This window comes from Pseudomonas sp. OV226, from assembly GCF_003148705.1.
GTDB lineage: Bacteria > Pseudomonadota > Gammaproteobacteria > Pseudomonadales > Pseudomonadaceae > Aquipseudomonas.
In genome coordinates this window covers 26,802-48,864 of the sequence record NZ_QGGS01000014.1, presented here as the reverse complement: position 1 = coordinate 48,864, position 22,063 = coordinate 26,802, and the positions used below count along the sequence as shown (strand labels likewise).

At 56.7% G+C, this 22,063-nt stretch carries 20 protein-coding genes; 16 read left to right on the top strand and 4 right to left on the bottom strand.

What is annotated here, in order from left to right; all coding sequences use genetic code 11:
• The first annotated feature begins 26 nt into the window (after window positions 1-26).
• From glyQ to C7534_RS20635, 4 genes are all read left to right on the top strand, one after another.
• Window positions 27-980: a glycine--tRNA ligase subunit alpha gene (gene glyQ, locus C7534_RS20650; protein WP_003213601.1), complete on the top strand. Its 954-nt coding sequence runs from the start codon at window positions 27-29 to the stop codon at window positions 978-980.
• Entirely contained in the window at window positions 977-3,031 is a 2,055-nt protein-coding gene (gene glyS, locus C7534_RS20645; RefSeq protein ID WP_109786869.1) for a glycine--tRNA ligase subunit beta, read from the top strand. Before glyQ ends, glyS begins: the two co-directional genes overlap by 4 nt.
• A gap of 4 nt (window positions 3,032-3,035) precedes the next feature.
• Window positions 3,036-3,575 (top strand): D-glycero-beta-D-manno-heptose 1,7-bisphosphate 7-phosphatase, encoded by a 540-nt coding sequence (gene gmhB, locus C7534_RS20640; protein ID WP_177412260.1) that lies wholly within the window; start codon window positions 3,036-3,038, stop codon window positions 3,573-3,575.
• 78 nt (window positions 3,576-3,653) lie between these two features.
• Window positions 3,654-4,433 (top strand): lysophospholipid acyltransferase family protein, encoded by a 780-nt coding sequence (locus tag C7534_RS20635; RefSeq protein WP_046030975.1) that lies wholly within the window; start codon window positions 3,654-3,656, stop codon window positions 4,431-4,433.
• A gap of 287 nt (window positions 4,434-4,720) precedes the next feature.
• Here the strand turns inward: C7534_RS20635 and gyrB are convergent, their stop codons facing one another.
• The 4 genes from gyrB to dnaA are packed head-to-tail and all read right to left on the bottom strand — an operon-like array spanning window position 4,721 to window position 10,931.
• Window positions 4,721-7,138: a DNA topoisomerase (ATP-hydrolyzing) subunit B gene (gene gyrB, locus C7534_RS20630; RefSeq protein WP_109786917.1), complete on the bottom strand. Its 2,418-nt coding sequence runs from the start codon at window positions 7,136-7,138 to the stop codon at window positions 4,721-4,723.
• Window positions 7,139-7,143: 5 nt separating this feature from the next.
• On the bottom strand, window positions 7,144-8,247 hold the full coding sequence (recF, locus tag C7534_RS20625; protein ID WP_109786867.1) for a DNA replication/repair protein RecF: 1,104 nt from the start codon (window positions 8,245-8,247) through the stop codon (window positions 7,144-7,146).
• 20 nt (window positions 8,248-8,267) lie between these two features.
• Window positions 8,268-9,371, bottom strand: coding sequence for a DNA polymerase III subunit beta (gene dnaN / locus C7534_RS20620; protein ID WP_017341709.1), 1,104 nt, complete (start codon window positions 9,369-9,371; stop codon window positions 8,268-8,270).
• 39 nt (window positions 9,372-9,410) lie between these two features.
• Window positions 9,411-10,931 carry a chromosomal replication initiator protein DnaA gene (dnaA, locus tag C7534_RS20615; RefSeq protein ID WP_046030917.1) on the bottom strand — a complete coding sequence of 507 codons (1,521 nt, stop codon included), beginning with the start codon at window positions 10,929-10,931 and terminating at the stop codon, window positions 9,411-9,413.
• Window positions 10,932-11,498: 567 nt separating this feature from the next.
• On the opposite strand from dnaA, the gene rpmH reads away from it, so the two are divergent.
• The 12 genes from rpmH to atpE all read left to right on the top strand — a co-directional run bounded on the left by rpmH (window position 11,499) and on the right by atpE (window position 22,049).
• Entirely contained in the window at window positions 11,499-11,633 is a 135-nt protein-coding gene (gene rpmH / locus C7534_RS20610) for a 50S ribosomal protein L34 (protein WP_003213577.1), read from the top strand.
• Between the two features lie 16 nt (window positions 11,634-11,649).
• Entirely contained in the window at window positions 11,650-12,051 is a 402-nt protein-coding gene (gene rnpA, locus C7534_RS20605) for a ribonuclease P protein component (protein WP_027926203.1), read from the top strand.
• Window positions 12,044-12,289 (top strand): membrane protein insertion efficiency factor YidD, encoded by a 246-nt coding sequence (gene yidD / locus C7534_RS20600; RefSeq protein ID WP_077430980.1) that lies wholly within the window; start codon window positions 12,044-12,046, stop codon window positions 12,287-12,289. Before rnpA ends, yidD begins: the two co-directional genes overlap by 8 nt.
• A 2-nt stretch (window positions 12,290-12,291) precedes the next feature.
• Window positions 12,292-13,977 (top strand): membrane protein insertase YidC, encoded by a 1,686-nt coding sequence (gene yidC, locus C7534_RS20595; RefSeq protein ID WP_109786866.1) that lies wholly within the window; start codon window positions 12,292-12,294, stop codon window positions 13,975-13,977.
• Window positions 13,978-14,056: 79 nt separating this feature from the next.
• A complete protein-coding gene (mnmE, locus tag C7534_RS20590; protein WP_109786865.1) occupies window positions 14,057-15,427 on the top strand; it encodes a tRNA uridine-5-carboxymethylaminomethyl(34) synthesis GTPase MnmE in 1,371 nt (456 codons plus the stop codon).
• A gap of 551 nt (window positions 15,428-15,978) precedes the next feature.
• Entirely contained in the window at window positions 15,979-17,877 is a 1,899-nt protein-coding gene (gene mnmG, locus C7534_RS20580; RefSeq protein ID WP_109786864.1) for a tRNA uridine-5-carboxymethylaminomethyl(34) synthesis enzyme MnmG, read from the top strand.
• The gene (gene rsmG / locus C7534_RS20575; RefSeq protein WP_046030911.1) at window positions 17,874-18,518 is read left to right on the top strand and encodes a 16S rRNA (guanine(527)-N(7))-methyltransferase RsmG; all 645 of its coding nucleotides are present in this window, start codon (window positions 17,874-17,876) and stop codon (window positions 18,516-18,518) included. Before mnmG ends, rsmG begins: the two co-directional genes overlap by 4 nt.
• An 18-nt stretch (window positions 18,519-18,536) precedes the next feature.
• A complete protein-coding gene (locus tag C7534_RS20570; protein WP_109786863.1) occupies window positions 18,537-19,334 on the top strand; it encodes a ParA family protein in 798 nt (265 codons plus the stop codon).
• A gap of 9 nt (window positions 19,335-19,343) precedes the next feature.
• On the top strand, window positions 19,344-20,216 hold the full coding sequence (locus C7534_RS20565; RefSeq protein ID WP_008027541.1) for a ParB/RepB/Spo0J family partition protein: 873 nt from the start codon (window positions 19,344-19,346) through the stop codon (window positions 20,214-20,216).
• 148 nt (window positions 20,217-20,364) lie between these two features.
• The gene (locus C7534_RS20560; protein WP_095110158.1) at window positions 20,365-20,772 is read left to right on the top strand and encodes a F0F1 ATP synthase subunit I; all 408 of its coding nucleotides are present in this window, start codon (window positions 20,365-20,367) and stop codon (window positions 20,770-20,772) included.
• A gap of 16 nt (window positions 20,773-20,788) precedes the next feature.
• Window positions 20,789-21,658, top strand: coding sequence for a F0F1 ATP synthase subunit A (gene atpB, locus C7534_RS20555; protein WP_046030903.1), 870 nt, complete (start codon window positions 20,789-20,791; stop codon window positions 21,656-21,658).
• A gap of 133 nt (window positions 21,659-21,791) precedes the next feature.
• A complete protein-coding gene (atpE, locus tag C7534_RS20550; protein ID WP_002555987.1) occupies window positions 21,792-22,049 on the top strand; it encodes a F0F1 ATP synthase subunit C in 258 nt (85 codons plus the stop codon).
• Window positions 22,050-22,063: the final 14 nt, after the last annotated feature.

The following is a 22,063-nucleotide window of genomic DNA, read 5'->3' as shown; positions in this document are numbered from 1 at the left end:
CGCAGCCCAAGAAACAGGTGAATTTCGTGAGCCAGCCTACGCCAGCCGTGCGTACCTTCCAAGACTTGATCCTCGCCCTCCAGCAATACTGGGCCGAGCAAGGTTGTGTGGTACTTCAGCCCTACGATATGGAAGTAGGCGCCGGCACTTTCCACACCGCGACCTTCCTGCGCGCCATTGGCCCGGAAACCTGGAACGCCGCCTACGTGCAACCAAGCCGCCGTCCGACTGACGGCCGCTACGGTGAAAACCCGAACCGTCTGCAGCACTACTACCAGTTCCAGGTTGTGCTGAAGCCGAACCCGGACAACTTCCAGGAACTGTACCTGGGCTCCCTCAAGCATGTCGGCCTGGACCCGCTGGTCCACGACATTCGCTTCGTCGAAGACAACTGGGAATCGCCAACACTCGGCGCCTGGGGTCTGGGCTGGGAAGTCTGGCTCAACGGCATGGAAGTGACCCAGTTCACTTACTTCCAGCAAGCGGGCGGCATCGAATGCTACCCGGTGACCGGCGAGATCACGTACGGTCTGGAGCGTCTGGCCATGTACCTGCAAGGCGTGGACTCGGTCTACGACCTGGTCTGGGCTGACGGTCCGTTCGGCAAAGTGACCTACGGCGACGTGTTCCACCAGAACGAAGTGGAGCAGTCCACTTACAACTTCGAACACGCCAACGTCGAGAAACTGTTCGAACTGTTCGATTTCTACGAAAGCGAAGCCAAGCGCCTGATCGAACTCGACCAGCCGCTGCCGTTGCCGAGCTACGAAATGGTGCTGAAGGCCTCCCATACCTTCAACCTGCTGGATGCACGCCGGGCGATCTCGGTGACCGCGCGTCAGCAATACATTCTGCGAGTACGCACCCTGGCGCGTTCCGTTGCGCAAGCCTACCTGCTGGCTCGCGCCAAGCTGGGCTTCCCGATGGCGACCCCGGACCTGCGTGACGAAGTACTGGCCAAGCTGGAGGCTGCACAATGAGTGCTCTGGATTTTCTGGTTGAACTGGGCACTGAAGAACTGCCACCCAAAGCCCTGAACACCCTGGCCGAGGCGTTCCTCGCCGGTATCGACAAGGGCCTGCAAGCGGCCGGCCTGAACTACGAGACCAAAACCGTCTACGCCGCGCCGCGTCGCCTGGCCGTGCTGATCACGTCGCTGGCCACCCAGCAACCGGATCGCAGCATCAACCTCGATGGTCCGCCACGTCAGGCAGCGTTCGATGCCGAAGGCAACCCGACCCAGGCAGCCCTGGGTTTTGCCAAGAAGTGCGGCGTCGAGTTGAGCGAAATCGATCAGAGCGGCCCGAAACTGCGTTACAGCCAAAGCATCGCCGGCAAGCCGACCGCGAGCCTGCTGCCGACCATCGTCGAAGATTCGCTGAACGACCTGCCGATCCCGAAACGCATGCGTTGGGGCGCTCGCAAGGAAGAATTCGTTCGTCCGACCCAATGGCTGGTGATGCTGCTCGGTGACGAAGTCATCGATTGCACCATCCTCGCCCAGAAGGCTGGCCGCGATTCCCGTGGCCACCGCTTCCATCACCCGGAAAATGTACGCATCACCTCGCCGGCCAATTACCTGGCCGACTTGCGTGCCGCTTACGTCCTGGCCGATGCCAACGAACGTCGCGAGATCATCAGCAAGCGCACCGAAGAACTGGCCACCCGTCAGGAAGGCACGGCGATTGTTCCGCCGGCGCTGCTCGACGAAGTGACCGCGCTGGTCGAATGGCCGGTGCCGCTGGTGTGCTCGTTCGAGGAACGTTTCCTCGACGTGCCGCAAGAAGCGCTGATCACCACCATGCAGGACAACCAGAAGTATTTCTGCCTGCTGGATGCCGACGGCAAGTTGCTGCCACGTTTCATTACCGTGGCCAACATCGAAAGCAAAGACCCGCAGCAGATCATCGCCGGTAACGAGAAAGTGGTTCGCCCACGACTGACCGACGCCGAGTTCTTCTTCAAGCAAGACAAGAAGCAAAAACTCGAAGACTTCAACCTGCGCCTGCAGAACGTGGTGTTCCAGGAAAAACTCGGCAGCGTCTATGACAAGGCCGAGCGTGTTTCCAGACTCGCTGCGTTCATCGCCCAGCGTATTGGCGGCAATGCAGCCTGGGCGTCCCGCGCCGGCCTGCTGTCCAAGTGCGACCTGTCGACCGAGATGGTCGGTGAGTTCCCGGAGATGCAAGGTGTTGCCGGTTACTACTACGCCCTCAACGACGGCGAGCCGGAAGAAGTCGCCCTGGCACTGAACGAGCAGTACATGCCGCGCGGTGCTGGCGCTGAACTGCCGTCCACCCTGACCGGTGCGGCCGTGGCCATCGCGGACAAGCTCGACACGCTGGTGGGTATCTTCGGTATCGGCATGTTGCCAACCGGCAGCAAAGACCCGTATGCCCTGCGCCGTGCAGCGCTGGGTGTGTTGCGCATCCTGATCGACAAGAAGCTGGACCTGGACCTGACCGACGCCGTGGCCTTGGCCGTCGATGCGTTCGGTGCCAAGGTCAAGGCCGCCGGCCTGAACGACGCGGTGCTGGAGTTCATCTTCGACCGTCTGCGTGCCCGTTACGAAGACGAAGGCGTGGATGTCGCGACTTACCTGTCGGTGCGTGCCCTGAAGCCGGGTTCGGCACTGGACTTCGACCAGCGTGTTCAAGCGGTAGAAGCTTTCCGCAAATTGCCGGAAGCTGCGGCCCTGGCTGCGGTGAACAAGCGCGTATCGAACTTGCTGAGCAAGGTCGAAGGCTCCGTTCCGACGGTGGTTGAAGCCAAGTACTTCGACAATGCCAACGAGTTCTCCCTGTACTCGGCGATCCAGCAGGCGGACCAGGCTGTTCAGCCGATGGCCGCGGCCCGTCAGTACAGCGAATCGCTGGCACGCCTGGCCGCATTGCGCGAGCCGGTGGATGCGTTCTTCGAAGCCGTGATGGTCAACGCAGAAGATGCCAAGGTCCGCGCCAACCGCTATGCCTTGCTGGCGCGTCTGCGTGGCCTGTTCCTAGGCGTCGCTGATATCTCGCTGCTGGGCTAAGGGGCTGCGTTTGAAACTGCTGATTCTCGATCGCGACGGGGTGATCAATTACGACTCCGACGCTTACATCAAGTCGGTGGAGGAGTGGATTCCACTTCCCGGTTCGATCGAAGCCATCGCGCAGTTGAGCAAGGCCGGCTGGACGGTAGCCGTGGCTACCAACCAGTCGGGTATCGCTCGCGGCTATTACGACATTGCCACCCTGGACGCCATGCACGAGCGCTTGCGCTCATTGGTGGCGGAGCAGGGCGGTGAAGTCGGGCTGATCGTCTATTGCCCGCACGGGCCGGACGAAGGCTGCGATTGCCGCAAGCCGAAACCCGGGATGTTGAAAACCATCGCCGGGCATTACAACGTGTCGCTGACCAATCTCTGGTTCGTCGGCGACAGCCTTGGTGACCTGGAAGCCGCCAAAGCCGTCGATTCACAACCTGTTTTGGTAAAGACCGGGAAAGGCGTAAAGACTCTGGGCAAGTCCCTACCGGTGGGCACCTTGATTTTTGACGATCTGGCGGCGATTGCCGCAGAACTTATCCACAATTAAAGTGCTTCGATTGTTCCGATTAAGGACTGATCGGGAGTACGCTTATAGACGGGCAGAGCCCGCACGGTAAACGTCACCATGTCGATACTGCAGGCCATCAGAACGTTCCTCTTTTATCTGTTGCTGGGCACCAGCTCTTTGCTTTGGTGCAGCCTGAGCTTTTTCATCGCGCCTTTTCTGCCGTTCAAGGCGCGATATCGCTTCATTAATGTGTACTGGTGCCGCTGCGCCTTGTGGCTGAGCAAAGTGTTCCTGGGCATCAGCTACGAAGTGAAGGGCGCCAAGAACGTGCCTGACCAACCCTGCGTGATCCAATCGAACCACCAGAGCACGTGGGAGACGTTCTTTCTCTCCGCTTACTTCGAGCCGTTGAGCCAGGTGCTCAAGCGTTCATTGCTGTATGTGCCGTTCTTCGGCTGGGCCATGGCCATGCTGCGACCAATTGCTATCGACCGCGACAATCCAAAAGCCGCGCTCAAGCATGTGGCGAAGAAAGGCGACGAGTTGCTCAAGGACGGCGTCTGGGTCCTGATCTTTCCGGAAGGGACACGGGTTCCGTTTGGCACCATCGGGAAATTTTCTCGCGGTGGTACCGCCTTGGCCGTCAACGCTGAGCTTCCCGTGTTGCCGATTGCGCACAATGCCGGCAAGTTCTGGCCAAAAACCGGCTGGGCGAAGAAGCAGGGTGTCATCACGGTGATCATAGGGGAACCGATGTACGCAGAGGGTAGCGGGCCTCGCGCCATTGCCGATCTGAACGACCGGGTGCAAGCCTGGAACGAGCAGATGCAACGGGAAATGGGTTCACTTCCGGCAACCCCGGCGGCGCCGACTGCCAGTGATCAAGTGACTGTCTGAGATTCTGTGGATAACCTGTGTACCGTTTTGTCGAAAAGCAGCGTTATTGTTTTATAAGCTTATGATTTATATACATATTTCTTAAACACATAAAACGCAGAAAATGGTGCATAAGTTTTTTTCGGGCGCAAAAAAACCGGCTGATATAGCCGGTTTTTTTATGCCTCGGATTTGCGGTTTTCCACTCTATGAACTAAAGGAGTGGACGACCTGAATCGAGGTGTTTTTAGTCCATAAAAAAGGCCAACGCTAAGCGTTGGCCTTTTTGGTTTGGCAGGTTCGCTGGATCAGAAATCCAGGTTGGAAACCGCCAAGGCGTTGCTTTCGATGAAGTCACGGCGAGGTTCGACCGCATCACCCATCAGGGTGTTGAAGATCTGGTCTGCGCCGATGGCGTCTTCGATGGTCACTTTGAGCATCCGGCGCTGGCTTGGGTCCATGGTGGTTTCCCACAGCTGATCCGGGTTCATTTCGCCCAGACCTTTGTATCGCTGGATGGTGTGACGCTTGGTGCTTTCAGCCATCAGCCATTCAAGGGCTTCCTTGAACTCGGTCACCGGCTTCTTACGCTCGCCACGCTGGATGTACGCACCGTCGTCCAACAGGGTGCTCAGTTGCGCGCCCAGGGAAACGACAGTCCTGTAATCGTTGCTGCCGAAGAAGTCGCGGTTGAAGGTGACGTAGTTCGACAGGCCGTGGGAGATCAGTTCGACCTCTGGCAGCCAGACGTTACGTTCGCGGTCTTCACGCAGGCTGGCTTTGTAAACCAGGCCGGACTTCTCGACGGTACGCAGGCGAACTTCGTACTGAGCCAGCCAATCCTGCATCGCTGCGTGATCGGACAGTTGCTCCATGCTCACCGCAGGCAGGTAGATGAAGTGCTCGGTCAGCTCCTGTGGGTACAGGCGCGACAGACGCTTGAGGGTCTTCATCACCAGACGGAAGTCATTCACCAGACGCTCAAGCGCCTCGCCGGAGATACCTGGGGCTTCTTCGTTCAGGTGCAGGCTCGCATCTTCAAGGGCCGACTGCGTCATGTACTCTTCCATGGCGTCGTCGTCTTTGATGTATTGCTCTTGCTTGCCTTTCTTGACCTTGTACAGCGGTGGCTGAGCGATGTAGATGTAGCCGCGTTCGATCAGCTCTGGCAACTGACGGAAGAAGAAGGTCAGCAGCAGGGTACGGATGTGCGAACCGTCGACGTCAGCATCGGTCATGATGATGATGTTGTGGTAGCGCAGCTTGTCGATGTTGTACTCGTCGCGGCCGATGCCGCAGCCCAGCGCGGTGATCAAGGTGCCCACTTCTTGCGAAGAGATCATCTTGTCGAAGCGCGCCTTCTCGACGTTCAGGATCTTGCCCTTGAGCGGCAGGATGGCCTGGGTGCGACGGTTACGCCCCTGCTTGGCGGAGCCGCCAGCAGAGTCACCTTCCACGAGGTACAGTTCGGAAAGGGCAGGGTCTTTTTCCTGGCAGTCAGCCAGTTTGCCCGGCAGGCCGGCGATATCCAGCGCGCCTTTGCGGCGGGTCATTTCACGGGCTTTACGCGCCGCTTCACGAGCACGCGCCGCGTCGATCATCTTGCCGACGACCAGTTTGGCTTCGTTCGGGTTTTCCAGCAGGAAGTCGGAGAAGTACTTGCCCATTTCCTGTTCGACGGCGGTCTTCACTTCGGAAGAAACCAGCTTGTCTTTGGTCTGGGAGCTGAACTTCGGATCCGGTACTTTCACCGAAATGATCGCGGTCAGGCCTTCACGGGCGTCGTCACCGGTGGTCGCGACTTTATGCTTCTTCGCCAGACCTTCAGCTTCGATGTAGGTGTTCAGGTTACGCGTCAGTGCGGAACGGAAACCCACCAAGTGAGTACCGCCATCGCGCTGTGGAATGTTGTTGGTGAAGCACAACAGGTTCTCGTTGAAGCTGTCGTTCCACTGCAGGGCGATTTCCACGCCAATGCCGTCTTCACGCTGGATGTTGAAGTGGAACACCTGGTTGACCGCAGTCTTGTTGGTGTTCAGGTATTCAACGAATGCACGCAGGCCGCCTTCGTACTTGAACAGCTCTTCCTTGCCGCTGCGCTCATCCTTGAGGACGATGCCGACACCGGAGTTGAGGAAGGACAGTTCACGAATCCGCTTGGCCAGGATGTCCCAGCTGAAGTGGATGTTCTTGAAGGTGTCTTCTGAAGGCTTGAAGTGAATCTGGGTACCAGTGGATTCGCTTTCGCCAACGATCTTCATCGGCTCTTTCGGAACACCATGGATGTAAGTCTGTTCCCAGATCTTGCCACTGCGGCGAACGGTCAGGACCAGTTCTTTGGACAGGGCGTTCACCACCGACACACCTACACCGTGCAGACCGCCGGATACTTTGTAGGAGTTGTCATCGAACTTACCGCCGGCGTGCAGCACGGTCATGATGACCTCGGCTGCCGAAACGCCTTCTTCTTTGTGCACGTCTACCGGGATGCCACGGCCGTTGTCACGAACGGTGATGGACTCATCCGGGTGAATGATGATGCTGATGTCGTCGCAGTGGCCGGCGAGAGCTTCGTCGATCGAGTTATCGACCACTTCGAACACCATGTGGTGCAGACCGCTGCCATCGTCGGTGTCACCAATGTACATACCGGGACGTTTGCGTACGGCATCCAGGCCTTTCAGCACTTTAATGCTCGTTGAGTCGTACGTATTTTCTTCGCTCAATGCCTTCACTCCCGATGGTCGTGGGTCTGGGTGATACGGCCCTGTTCCACGTGGAACAGAGCGACTGGCGTTTCCGTCTGCCAGCCTTCCCTCAATAATTCATGATCTACACAGGTGATAAAGACCTGGCAGCGTAAGTCTTCCAGCAAGCGGCACAGCGCGCGTCGGTGGTGCTCGTCCAGTTCGGACGGCAGGTCATCCACCAGATAAATACACTGGCCGCGTCGAGCTTGGCTAACCAAGTGCCCTTGGGCTATCCGCAATGCGCAGACCACCAACTTCTGCTGACCCCGGGACAAGATGTCCGCGGCATTATGTGCGCCCAGTCTTAGACGCAAATCAGCGCGTTGTGGTCCGGCCTGGGTGTGACCCATTTGCTGATCCCGTTGCAGGGATCCAGCGAGTACTGCACTCAGTTCGCGGTCTTTGTCCCAGCCTCGGTAATAGCTGAGGGTCAAGCCTTCAAGCTCAACCAGTTCGCTCAAGGTTTGTTCAAAGACTGGTTTCAAGACTTTGATATAAGCGCGGCGGTATTCATCGATTTCAGCGCTGGCCTGGCACAGTTCCCTGTCCCAAACCGCTTGCGAAACGGCGTCAAGTGTACCATGTCGCAGCCAAGAGTTTCTCTGGCGCAGGGCCTTCTGCAAGCGCTGCCAAGTGGACATGAATCGTGGTTCCACATGGAACACACCCCAGTCGAGAAACTGTCGGCGAATCTTCGGTGCGCCTTCAAGCAAACGAAAGCTGTCAGGGTTGATCAGCTGCAACGGCATGATTTCCGCCAGCTGCGCCGCACTGCGCGCATTCTGACCGTCGATGCGGATCTGAAATTCACCCTGACGGTCACGCGATATGCCCAACGCGCTGTTCCCCCCCTCAGCCAATTCGATCTGACCAAATACCGTACAGGCTAATTGTTCGTACTGAATGACCGGCAACAGACGGGTGCTACGGAACGAACGGGCAAGCCCCAGCAGGTGAATGGCTTCCAGAACACTGGTTTTGCCGCTGCCGTTGGCGCCGTAAAGAATGTTGATTCGGGGGGAGGGAGAGAAGGTCACCGGGTGCAAATTGCGCACCGCGGTGACCGAGACGCGACTGAGCGACATCTAGCTTCTGCTGAACATGATTACAGGCGCATCGGCATGACAACGTAAGCCGAGTCGTCGTTGTCGGACTCTTGCACCAACGCGCTGCTGTTGGAGTCGGACAGGATCAGGCGAACTTGTTCAGTGGTCATAACACCCAGCACGTCGAGCAGGTAGCTCACGTTGAAGCCGATTTCCAGATTGCCGCCGTTGTATTCAACACCCACTTCTTCTTCCGCTTCTTCTTGCTCCGGGTTGTTCGCCTGGATTTTCAGCTGACCGTTGGCCAGTTGCAGACGGATACCACGGTACTTCTCGTTGGACAGAATCGCGGTACGGCTGAAGGCTTCACGCAGCGCTTGACGGTCGCCCAGTACAAGTTTGTCGCCACCTTTAGGCAGAACGCGCTCGTAATCCGGGAATTTGCCGTCAACCAGTTTCGAGGTGAACGTGAATTCGCCGGTAGTTGCACGGATATGGTGCTGACCCAGGACGATGCTGACGATGCCGTCCGGCTCGGTCAGCAGGCGCGCCAGTTCAAGGATACCTTTGCGTGGGACGATGACCTGATGGCGATCGGGTTGACCGATGTCGGCCTGCATCGAGCACATGGCCAGACGGTGACCGTCGGTGGCAACGGCGCGGATGATGCCGGCCGACACTTCCAGCAGCATGCCGTTCAGGTAGTAACGAACGTCCTGCTGAGCCATGGCGAAGCTGGTGCGTTCGATCAGGCGACGCAGTTTGCTTTGCTCCAGGCTGCACGTCAGCGAGCCCGGGCCTTCTTCCACTGTAGGGAAATCGTTGGCGGGTAGCGTCGACAGGGTGAAGCGGCTACGGCCAGCTTTCACCACCAGCTTCTGCTCGTCGACCTTGATGTCGATCAGCGCGTCATTCGGCAGGCTCTTGCAGATGTCCATCAGCTTGCGCGCCGGCACGGTGATGGAGCCTGGGTCTGCCGGCTCTTCGAGTTGCACACGACCAACCAGCTCGACTTCCAGGTCGGTACCGGTCAGCGACAGTTGCTGGCCTTCGACAACCAGCAGCACGTTGGAGAGCACCGGCAAGGTCTGTCGGCGTTCGACGACGCCTGCGACCAGTTGCAGGGGTTTCAACAGGGCTTCGCGTTGAATGGTGAAATGCATGGTCTAGTCCCTTGCCTTAATAAGCTGCGCTGGTGTTCATCATGTGGTCAGTGTACGCAGCAGGTTCTTGTAGTCCTCGCGGATGTCCGCGTCGGATTCCTTAAGCTCGTTGATCTTGCGGCAGGCGTGCAAAACCGTCGTGTGGTCGCGGCCGCCAAACACATCGCCGATTTCCGGCAGGCTGTGGTTAGTCAACTCTTTGGACAATGCCATTGCAACCTGACGCGGACGTGCGACCGAACGTGAACGACGCTTGGACAGCAGGTCGGAGATCTTGATCTTGTAGTACTCGGCGACCGTGCGCTGAATGTTATCCACAGAGACCAGTTTGTCTTGCAGCGCCAACAAGTCTTTCAGGGATTCGCGAATCAGCTCGATGGTGATGTCGCGGCCCATGAAGTGCGAGTGGGCGATCACGCGTTTCAGCGCGCCTTCCAGCTCACGGACGTTGGAGCGAATACGCTGGGCAATGAAGAACGCCGCGTCATGTGGCAGATCAACTTTGGCCTGATCGGCCTTTTTCATCAAGATCGCCACACGGGTTTCCAGCTCCGGCGGCTCGACGGCAACCGTCAGGCCCCAGCCGAAGCGGGATTTGAGGCGTTCTTCAAGGCCTTCGATTTCTTTCGGGTAGCGGTCACTGGTGAGAATGACCTGCTGACCACCTTCAAGCAGGGCGTTGAAGGTGTGGAAAAACTCTTCCTGGGAACGCTCCTTGCGGGCAAAGAACTGAATGTCATCGATCAACAACGCATCCACTGAACGGTAGAACCGCTTGAATTCGTTGATGGCATTCAGTTGCAACGCCTTGACCATGTCGGCCACGAAACGCTCCGAATGCAGGTACACGACCTTGGCATTCGGATTCTTCTTTAGCAGGTGGTTACCCACAGCGTGCATCAAGTGGGTTTTACCCAAGCCGACGCCGCCATAAAGGAAGAGCGGGTTATAGCCATGCTTTGGATTGTCCGCCACCTGCCAGGCCGCAGCCCTGGCTAGTTGGTTGGACTTGCCTTCGACGAAATTTTCGAAGGTGAAGGTGCGGTTCAGGTAACTGGTGTGCTTGAGCGCGCCTTCAACCTGAACAGTACGCTGTTCGGCACGAACCGGAGCCTGTTGAGAACTGGCGCCGGCCATCGGGTCGAAACTGTCGCGGGACGGCTCTTCACTGACCTCGGCAACCTTTTGGGTAGCCCGCTTGGTCGGTGCAGCTGTCGGAGCGGGTGCCGGTGCGCTAATCGGCGCTTGAGCAGCCTGAGCCTGGGACGCTGCAGCAGCCAGCGGAGCATTGGGTGCTGCGCGTGGTGCTGAACTGCGTTTACTGCCTATTAATAAGGACAGTGCCGGCGCCATCCCGTTGCCATGCTCATCCAGCAGTTCAAGGACGCGGCCCAGGTACTTTTCGTTGACCCAGTCGAGAACAAAACGATTCGGTGCGTAGACACGCAACTCGTCGCCTTCGGCTTCGACCTGTAGTGGACGGATCCAAGTGTTGAATTGTTGGGCAGGCAGCTCTTCGCGCAAAAGCTCCACGCACTGCTGCCAAAGTTCCACTGACACGGATATCCCCTAAGTTGAAAGCCGGTGAGGCAAAAACAAGCCGCCATTGTAACGACCAGACGCCCACTTATCCACATGCAGGTTGCGCACAGGGCATGAATTATCAACGCCTTAACCGACAAAAAGCAGACCAATGGTCTGTGCATAAGCTCTGTGGATAACCGGTCCTGAGGGCATTGGACAAGTGGGGGCGAAACTCGGTGGATAACAAGCCTGTGGATAACAAGCCCTTTCACACACAGCTTATCCGACAGCGCAGCACAGGCTTACCACCGTTTTCCACCGTAGTTGTCATTCTCTGTACATCACGGATTAGAAGGCTTAAAGCTAGTTATCCACAGATGATCGCCACCCTAGCTTTTATAAGCTTTACAGAAAAGCTTTAAATAATTCCCTTCTTTATTCTTATATCTAGCGAATGACCATCGGTGAACAAAACGCCTGGAGATCTATTTATAAGGAAACGCTGGTTGGAAATTGACCTAGAGGCTTGCTTTCTCTAGAATCCCCGGTCTCTTAAAACGGGGGCCATTCCGGCCCGTTGTGGACGAACCAGGTAACACGACAATGAAACGTACTTTCCAACCAAGCACTATCAAACGCGCTCGTACCCACGGTTTCCGTGCTCGCATGGCTACCAAGAACGGCCGTGCCGTTCTGTCGCGTCGTCGCGCCAAAGGTCGTGCGCGTCTGGCAGTTTGATAAGCCGGCACTGGAGGTGAGTCAGGACTTCAGTCGGGAAAAGCGTCTGCTTACTCCCCGGCATTTCAAGGCAGTCTTTGACTCCCCTACCGGCAAGGTTCCGGGGAAAAATCTCCTGCTCCTTGCGCGCAACAACGATCTTGATCACCCCCGTCTCGGGTTGGTTATCGGGAAAAAGAGCGTAAAGCTCTCCGTTGAGCGCAATCGCCTCAAACGTCTGATGCGCGAATCGTTCCGTCTGCACCAGGATTCACTGGTCGGCTGGGACATCGTTATCGTCGCGCGCAAAGGTTTGGGTGATGTAGAAAACCCCGAATTGATTCAGCATTTCGGCAAACTCTGGAAGCGTCTGGCACGCAGCACGCCAGTACCAGCAGTCAAAACCGAAACTGTAGGGGTAGACAGTCCCGATGCGTAAACTGGCACTCGTTCCGATCCAGTTTTATCGCTATGCCATTAGTCCCCTGATGGCCAACCACTGTCGCTTCTACCCCAGTTGTTCCTGCTACGCGTTAGAGGCCATAGAAAATCATGGTCTTCTGCGCGGTGGCTGGCTGGCCTTTCGTCGTTTAGGTCGCTGTCATCCGTGGAATCCCGGTGGTTATGACCCGGTTCCACCTATCCCTACCTCCCGTTCTTCTTCGATGGCCGAGTAATCATGGATATCAAACGCACGATCCTGATCGTCGCCCTGGCAATCGTGTCCTACGTTATGGTTCTTAAATGGAACCAGGACTATGGCCAGGCTGCCCTGCCGACTCAGAATGTTGCTTCCAGTACGACCGCACCGGGCCTACCGGATACGGCTACTGGCAATAATGCTTCTGTCAGTGACGACATTCCACGCGCTGCAAGCGATACCAGTGCCACTGCACCTGCTGAAACACCAGTAGCTGCAAGCAAAGACCTCATCCAGATCAAAACGGATGTGCTCAACCTGGCTATCGATCCACAAGGTGGTGATGTTGCCCAGCTGACGCTGCCACTGTATCCACGTCGCCAGGACCATCCGGAAATTCCGTTCCAGTTGTTCGATAACGGCAATGAGCGGACTTATCTGGCTCAAAGCGGTTTGATTGGCACTGATGGGCCGGACGCAAGTCCTGCCGGTCGTCCGGTTTATTCCTCGGAGAAGAAGGTTTATCAACTGGCTGACGGTCAGGACCAATTGGTCGTAGACCTGAAGTTCAGCAAGGATGGCGTCAACTACATCAAGCGTTTCACCCTGAAACGTGGCCTGTATGACGTAACCGTCTCCTACTTGATCGACAACGAAAGCGCCAAGCCTTGGTCGGGTGCGATGTTCGCCCAACTGAAGCGTGACGCCAGCTCCGATCCTTCTTCCAGCACTGCCACCGGCACCGCGACTTACCTGGGCGCCGCCCTGTGGACAAGTAACGAGCCGTACAAGAAAGTGTCGATGAAGGACATGGACAAGGCTCAGCTGAAAGAAACCGTCAACGGTGGTTGGGTTGCCTGGTTGCAACACTACTTCGTGACCGCGTGGATTCCGGCGAAGGGCGAAAACAATGTCGTCCAGACCCGTAAAGACAGCAAAGGCAACTACATCATCGGCTATACCGCCCCGGCAATGACTGTTGCGCCAGGTGCGAAAGCTGAAGTCAGCGCTGTTCTGTACGCCGGCCCGAAAAGCCAGGCTGTGCTGAAAGAGTTGTCCCCAGGTCTGGAACTGACCGTCGACTACGGCATTCTGTGGTTCATTGCCCAGCCTATCTTCTGGCTGCTGCAACATATCCACGCCATTGTCGGTAACTGGGGCTGGTCGATCATTTTCCTGACCATGCTGATCAAGGGTTTGTTCTTCCCTCTGTCGGCCGCCAGCTACAAATCCATGGCGCGCATGCGTGCAGTGGCACCGAAACTGGCTGCGCTGAAAGAGCAACATGGCGATGACCGGCAGAAAATGTCGCAAGCCATGATGGAGCTGTACAAGAAAGAGAAGATCAATCCGCTGGGTGGTTGCTTGCCAATCCTCGTGCAGATGCCGGTTTTCCTTTCGCTGTACTGGGTTCTGCTGGAAAGCGTTGAAATGCGCCAAGCGCCGTTCATGCTGTGGATTACTGACCTGTCGATCAAGGACCCGTTCTTCATTCTGCCGATCATCATGGGTGCAACCATGTTTATCCAGCAGCAGTTGAACCCAACACCTCCGGATCCGATGCAGGCCAAGGTGATGAAGCTGATGCCAATCATCTTCACCTTCTTCTTCCTGTGGTTCCCGGCTGGTCTGGTGCTGTACTGGGTAGTGAACAACTGCCTGTCCATCACTCAACAGTGGTACATCACTCGTAAAATCGAACGGGCTACCAAAGCAGCCGCTTGATTTACACTGTGGATAACCACTCAAAACGCCCCCTAGTGGGGCGTTTTGCTATCTGTCACTTTTGTCTGGATACCGGTTTATGAGCGTTCCTCGTGAAACCATCGCAGCCGTCGCCACCGCTCAAGGTCGCGGTGGCGTGGGCATCGTCCGTATTTCCGGACCGTTGGCGAGCCTTGCGGCCAAGGCCATCAGCGGTCGGGAATTGAAACCCCGGTTTGCCCATTACGGCCCGTTCCTCAGTGCAAACGAAGAGGTGCTGGACGAAGGCATTGCGCTGTATTTCCCGGGACCGAACTCCTTCACCGGCGAAGACGTGCTGGAACTGCAGGGCCATGGCGGGCCGATTGTTCTCGATATGTTGCTCAAGCGTTGCCTGGAATTGGGCTGTCGTCTCGCTCGTCCCGGTGAATTCAGCGAGCGCGCGTTCCTCAATGACAAACTCGACCTGGCTCAGGCTGAAGCCATCGCCGACTTGATCGAGGCGAGTTCTGCACAAGCAGCGCGAAACGCCCTTCGATCCTTGCAAGGCGCATTTTCCCAGCGTGTGCATAACCTCACCGAGCAACTGATAGGCCTGCGCATCTATGTCGAGGCCGCCATCGACTTTCCAGAGGAGGAAATCGACTTCCTTGCTGACGGTCATGTATTGGCCATGCTCGACAAAGTACGCAATGAATTATCCACAGTGCTCCATGAAGCAGGGCAAGGCGCCTTGCTTCGAGATGGGATGACGGTGGTGATTGCCGGTCGGCCAAATGCCGGTAAATCCAGTCTGTTGAATGCTCTGGCGGGTCGAGAAGCCGCGATCGTGACCGAGATTGCCGGCACAACCCGGGACATTCTTCGTGAACATATCCACATTGATGGCATGCCGCTGCACGTGGTCGATACCGCTGGTCTGCGAGATACCGATGATCAGGTCGAAAAAATCGGCGTCGAACGCGCGTTGAAAGCCATCGGCGAAGCGGATCGTGTGTTGTTGGTGGTCGATGCTACGGCACCGGAAGCGCTTGATCCGTTCGCGCTGTGGCCCGAGTTTCTGGAAGTGCGTCCCGATCCCGCCAACGTCACGCTGATTCGTAACAAGGCGGATCTGACGGGCGAAGCCATTGCCCTGGAAGTCAGCGAAGATGGCCACGTCACCATCAGCCTGAGTGCCAAATCTGCTGGTGATGGCCTGGAATTACTGCGCGACCACCTCAAGGCCTGCATGGGTTACGAGCAAACGTCGGAAAGCAGCTTCAGTGCCCGCAGGCGTCACCTCGAGGCACTTCGTCATGCCAGCGCGTCCCTTGAGCATGGCCGCGCACAATTGACCCTGGCAGGTGCTGGCGAGTTGCTGGCCGAAGATTTGCGTCAGGCACAGCACTCTCTTGGTGAAATCACCGGTGCATTCAGCTCCGATGACCTGTTGGGACGAATCTTTTCCAGCTTCTGCATCGGCAAATAGTCCTTCCGTTGTCCACAGACAGGCTATTCGTGCCTGTCTGTTCCCTCCCTTTTCAACAATCTTCGCTGAGTGCCGAGCAGATTCTTTCTGCTTGAGCGGTTTTCCCGCGCCCCGAATTCACTCGATCGAGCCTTTTCTGTGGATTAAGCCCTGTGAATAACTGCCACTGAGGGCAGTTGATAACAGGGCCTCAAAACTGAAGATAACCGCCCCTGTGGATAACCACCTCTTTCATCCACAGGCTTACACCGGTTATCCAAGGGCCTCATTGGCACATGACCACAGGGTTTTGAATCTCTGTACATATTGAATATAAAGGCCTGTAGAGATCTATCCACAGAAAGGTGCCTCAGTAGAAATAAACATAAAAACAAAGATTTAATAAATTTCTTTCTTTTTAATTTCTATAACCCCGACTTCTCCACAGCTGGTTAAATTTTGTGCAGAGGGTTCTTTAGGGAGGGCGAAGTCCCTATACTTGTCGACCAGGTCCAGAAACCTGAGCTCAAACTATTCCTGAATTACCTACTTAAGCAGGCACGAGGTGCGTGGTGGATTTCCCTTCCCGTTTTGAAGTGATCGTCATCGGCGGCGGTCATGCCGGTACCGAGGCAGCACTGGCCTCAGCACGTATGGGGGCAAAAACCCTGTTGCTGACGCATAACGTGGAAACCCTCGGCGCAATGAGTTGCAACCCTGCCATCGGCGGGATCGGCAAAAGCCACCTGGTCAAGGAAATCGACGCCCTCGGCGGCGCGATGGCCATGGCGACAGACAAGGGTGGTATTCAGTTTCGCGTGTTGAACAGCCGTAAAGGCCCGGCCGTGCGAGCTACTCGTGCTCAGGCAGACCGGGTTCTCTACAAAGCCGCTGTCCGCGAAGCACTGGAAAACCAGCCGAACCTGTGGATATTTCAGCAGGCAGCTGACGACCTGATCGTTGAACAGGACCAGGTACGCGGTGTTGTCACCCAAATGGGCCTGCGTTTCTTCGCCGATTCAGTGGTGTTGACCACTGGCACCTTCCTGGGTGGACTTATCCACATCGGTTTGCAGAATTTTTCCGGCGGTCGCGCCGGTGATCCGCCATCGATCGCGCTGGCTCACCGTCTGCGTGAACTGCCATTGCGTGTGGGTCGTTTGAAAACCGGTACTCCGCCGCGTATCGATGGCCGGTCTGTGGATTTCTCGGTGATGTCCGAACAACCGGGTGATACGCCGATCCCGGTGATGTCGTTCATGGGCAACAAGGAACAGCATCCACAGCAGGTCAGCTGCTGGATTACCCACACGAATGCGCGCACACACGAAATCATTGCCGCGAACCTCGACCGTTCGCCGATGTATTCCGCTGCCGGCGAAATCGAGGGCATCGGCCCGCGTTATTGCCCATCGATCGAAGACAAGATTCACCGCTTTGCCGACAAGGAAAGCCATCAGGTCTTCATCGAGCCGGAAGGCTTGACCACCCACGAGCTGTATCCGAACGGGATATCCACATCCCTGCCGTTCGATGTGCAGTTGCAGATCGTGCAATCGATCCGTGGCATGGAAAACGCCCACATCGTGCGTCCGGGTTACGCCATCGAATATGACTACTTTGATCCGCGCGACCTGAAATACAGCCTGGAAACCAAAGTGATTGGCGGGCTGTTTTTTGCCGGTCAAATCAACGGCACCACCGGTTACGAAGAAGCCGGCGCCCAGGGTTTGCTGGCCGGGGCCAACGCCGCACTGCGTGCAAAGGGCAAAGAAGCCTGGTGCCCGCGACGCGACGAGGCGTACATCGGCGTGTTGGTCGACGACCTGATTACGCTCGGTACTCAAGAACCGTACCGGATGTTCACTTCACGTGCCGAGTACCGCCTGATCCTGCGCGAAGACAACGCGGACCTGCGCTTGACCGAAAAAGGTCGCGAATTGGGTCTGGTCGATGACGCGCGTTGGGCGGCGTTCTGCAAGAAGCGCGAAAGCATCGACCTGGAAGAGCAACGCCTGAAAAGTACCTGGGTTCGCCCGGGCACCGAGCAAGGCGATGCAATTTCCGAGAAGTTCGGCACGCCGCTGACCCACGAATACAACTTGCTCAATCTGCTGAGCCGTCCGGAAATCGACTACGCTGGTCTGATCGCCGTGACCGGTGGCGGCGCAGAAGATCCACAAGTCGCCGAGCAGGTCGAAATCAAGACCAAATACGCCGGTTACATCGATCGCCAGCAGGATGAAATCGCACGGCTGCGGGCCAGCGAAGACACAAAACTGCCTGTGGATATCGATTACACGAATATTTCCGGTCTCTCCAAAGAGATCCAGAGCAAGCTCGGTGCGACCCGTCCAGAGACTTTGGGCCAGGCGTCGCGTATCCCGGGTGTGACGCCGGCAGCGATTTCGCTGTTGATGATTCATTTGAAAAAACGCGGCGCGGGCCGTCAGTTGGAGCAAAGCGCTTGAGTTCGTTGGTCACCTCGCAACACGCAGAAGAGTTATCCACAGGTGCTCGCCAGCTCGGTGTCACGCTGACAGAAACCCAGCATGCCCAGCTGCTGGGTTATCTGGCCCTGTTGATCAAATGGAACAAGGCTTACAACCTGACCGCCGTGCGCGATCCGGACGAAATGGTTTCCCGTCATTTGCTTGATAGTTTGAGCGTGATGTCGTTCGTCGAAAACGGTCGCTGGCTGGACGTTGGCAGCGGTGGCGGCATGCCGGGCATTCCGTTGGCTATCCTGTTCCCAGAGTCCCAAGTGACCTGTCTCGACAGCAATGGCAAGAAAACCCGCTTCCTGACTCAGGTCAAACTCGAACTCAAACTGGATAACCTGCAAGTTATCCACAGTCGCGTCGAAGCCTTCCAGCCTGCCCAGCCATTCAACGGGATCATTTCCCGGGCGTTCAGCAGCATGGAAAACTTCAGCAACTGGACTCGCCACCTCGGCGACGCCGATACACGCTGGCTGGCAATGAAGGGCGTTCATCCGGCCGATGAGCTGGTAGCATTGCCGGCAGACTTCCACCTCGATAGCGAACACGCCCTGGCCGTACCTGGTTGCCAAGGCCAACGCCATCTGCTGATACTGCGCCGCACGGCATGATTGGGAACACAAGCAAGAATGGCTAAGGTATTCGCGATAGCGAACCAAAAGGGTGGTGTGGGTAAAACCACCACCTGCATCAACCTCGCAGCTTCCCTGGTCGCTACCAAGCGTCGGGTGCTGCTGATCGATCTCGATCCACAGGGCAACGCCACCATGGGTAGCGGTGTGGATAAACACGGCCTGGAAAACTCGGTCTACGACCTGCTGATCGGCGAATGCGATCTGGCCCAGGCCATGCACTATTCCGAGCACGGTGGTTACCAACTGCTGCCGGCCAACCGCGACCTGACGGCAGCCGAAGTGGTTCTGCTGGAAATGCAGATGAAGGAAAGCCGCCTGCGCAGTGCGTTGGCGCCGATCCGTGAAAACTACGATTACATTTTGATCGACTGCCCGCCGTCGTTGTCGATGCTCACATTGAACGCACTGGTTGCCGCCGATGGGGTGATTATCCCCATGCAGTGCGAGTACTTTGCGCTCGAAGGTCTGAGCGACCTTGTGGATAACATCAAGCGCATTGCCGAATTGCTGAACCCGAACCTGAAAGTCGAAGGGCTGTTGCGCACCATGTACGACCCGCGCCTGAGCCTGATGAACGACGTATCTGCCCAGCTCAAGGAACACTTCGGCGAGCAGCTCTACGACACTGTGATTCCGCGCAACATTCGCCTGGCCGAAGCGCCTAGTTATGGCATGCCGGCGTTGGCTTACGACAAGACATCGCGGGGTGCCATTGCCTACCTGGCACTGGCGGGCGAAATGGTTCGCCGTCAACGCAAAAACTCACGCACCACCGCTGCTCAGGCAACTTAAGGAATCCCCATGGCCGTCAAGAAACGAGGTCTCGGACGTGGACTGGATGCACTGCTGAGTGGTCCGACTGTCAGCTCGCTTGAAGAACAAGCGGTACAAGCTGATCAGCGTGAGCTGCAGCATCTGCCTCTGGACCTGATCCAGCGGGGCAAATACCAACCGCGTCGGGACATGGATCCGCAGGCGCTGGAAGAATTGGCGCAATCGATCAAGGCCCAAGGTGTGATGCAGCCGATCGTGGTTCGCCCGATTGGCAGCGGTCGCTTCGAAATCATCGCCGGTGAACGCCGCTGGCGTGCAAGCCAGCAGGCGGGCCAGGAAACCATCCCGGCGATGGTTCGCGATGTTCCGGATGAAACGGCCATTGCGATGGCGCTGATCGAGAACATCCAGCGTGAAGACCTCAATCCGATCGAAGAAGCCGTGGCGTTGCAGCGTTTGCAGCAGGAATTCCAGCTGACTCAACAGCAAGTTGCCGAGGCCGTGGGCAAATCCCGCGTAACTGTGGCCAACCTGCTACGCTTGATCGCGTTGCCGGAAGTTATCAAAACCATGCTGTCACACGGCGACCTGGAAATGGGTCACGCACGTGCTTTGCTCGGTTTACCGGAGAATCAACAGGTAGAAGGGGCGCGACATGTTGTCGCACGGGGGCTGACTGTGCGCCAAACTGAAGCACTGGTTCGCCAGTGGTTGAGTGGCAAACAGGAGCCTGCCGAACCGGTAAAACCGGACCCGGATATAGCCCGACTCGAGCAGCGCCTGGCTGAACGCCTAGGCTCTGCGGTGCAGATTCGCCACGGTAAGAAGGGGAAAGGGCAGTTGGTCATTGGTTACAACTCCCTCGACGAATTACAAGGTGTGCTCGCACACATTCGTTGAAACATTTCCTCATGTAGCGTGCAGTCGGAAATCACTACCTGACAGTTGAATAGGGGCCGAACCGCCCCTATACTCTGCGCGCATTTTGTCGGCACAAATTATGCCAAGTTATTGATTTCTGGCAGCCGACCATTGGAGAGTAAACGTGATGGAAACCCGCACGCCAAACCGCTTGCCGTTCCATCGCCTGGCAGTTTTTCCGGTGTTAATGGCTCAATTTGTCGTTCTGCTGATCGCTGCTTTGGCGCTTTGGCAATGGCGTGGAGTCGTTGCCGGGTACTCGGGACTTTGCGGAGGCCTGATAGCCTTGCTTCCCAATGTTTATTTCGCTCACAGGGCATTTCGGTTTTCCGGCGCCCGAGCAGCTCAAGCCATCGTCCGGTCATTTTATGCCGGTGAGGCGGGCAAACTGATTTTGACGGCAGTGCTGTTTGCGCTGACGTTTGCAGGTGTGAAGCCATTGGCGCCGCTAGCTGTATTCGGCGTCTTCGTGTTGACCCAACTGGTCAGCTGGTTCGCGCCCCTGCTGATGAGAACAAGACTTTCGAGACCTTAGGGCGTTTGAGGCAACCATGGCAGAAACAACCGCTTCGGGCTATATCCAGCACCACTTGCAAAACCTGACTTTCGGTCAGCACCCAACTGGCGGGTGGGGTTTTGCCCACACCGCAGCAGAAGCCAAGGAAATGGGCTTCTGGGCTTTCCACGTCGATACTCTCGGCTGGTCGGTCGCGTTGGGTTTGATCTTCGTTCTTCTTTTCCGCATGGCGGCAAAGAAAGCGACTTCCGGTCAGCCTGGTGCTTTGCAGAACTTCGTTGAAGTATTGGTCGAATTCGTCGATGGCAGCGTGAAAGACAGCTTCCATGGCCGTAGCCCGGTGATTGCACCGTTGGCACTGACCATCTTCGTCTGGGTGTTCATGATGAACGCCGTCGACCTGATCCCGGTCGACTGGATTCCTCAACTGGCCATCCTGATCACCGGCGACCATCACATTCCGTTCCGCGCCGTGTCGACCACTGACCCGAACGCAACGCTGGGCATGGCCCTGTCGGTGTTCGCGCTGATCATTTTCTACAGCATCAAGGTCAAGGGCATTGGCGGCTTCGTCGGCGAACTGACCCTGCACCCGTTCGGCAGCAAGAACATCTTCGTTCAAGCCCTGCTGATTCCGGTGAACTTCCTGCTGGAGTTCGTGACACTGGTTGCCAAGCCAATCTCCTTGGCACTGCGTCTGTTCGGCAACATGTACGCCGGCGAACTGGTCTTCATTCTAATTGCTGTGATGTTCGGCAGCGGTCTGCTCTGGCTTAGCGGCCTGGGCGTTGTTCTGCAGTGGGCGTGGGCAGTGTTCCACATCCTGATCATCACCCTGCAGGCGTTTATCTTCATGATGCTGACCATCGTTTACTTGTCGATGGCGCACGAAGAGAACCATTAAGACCAGTTTCGACTAGTCTGATGTCCCACTCGGTAAAACGAGTGGGTGCCCGAACAGGGCTATGAAACGATTTGTTTTACCGCTTTAAAATCTAAAAAACCTAAACCATACGACGTAAAAGTCGGGAGGAAAGATGGAAACTGTAGTTGGTCTAACCGCTATCGCTGTTGCACTGTTGATCGGCCTGGGCGCACTGGGTACCGCAATTGGTTTCGGCCTGTTGGGTGGCAAGTTCCTGGAAGGCGCAGCGCGTCAGCCAGAGATGGTTCCAATGCTGCAAGTTAAAATGTTCATCGTTGCCGGTCTGCTCGACGCCGTAACCATGATCGGTGTTGGTATCGCTCTGTTCTTCACCTTCGCGAACCCATTCGTTGGTCAACTCGCTGGCTAATTACTCGAACCTTC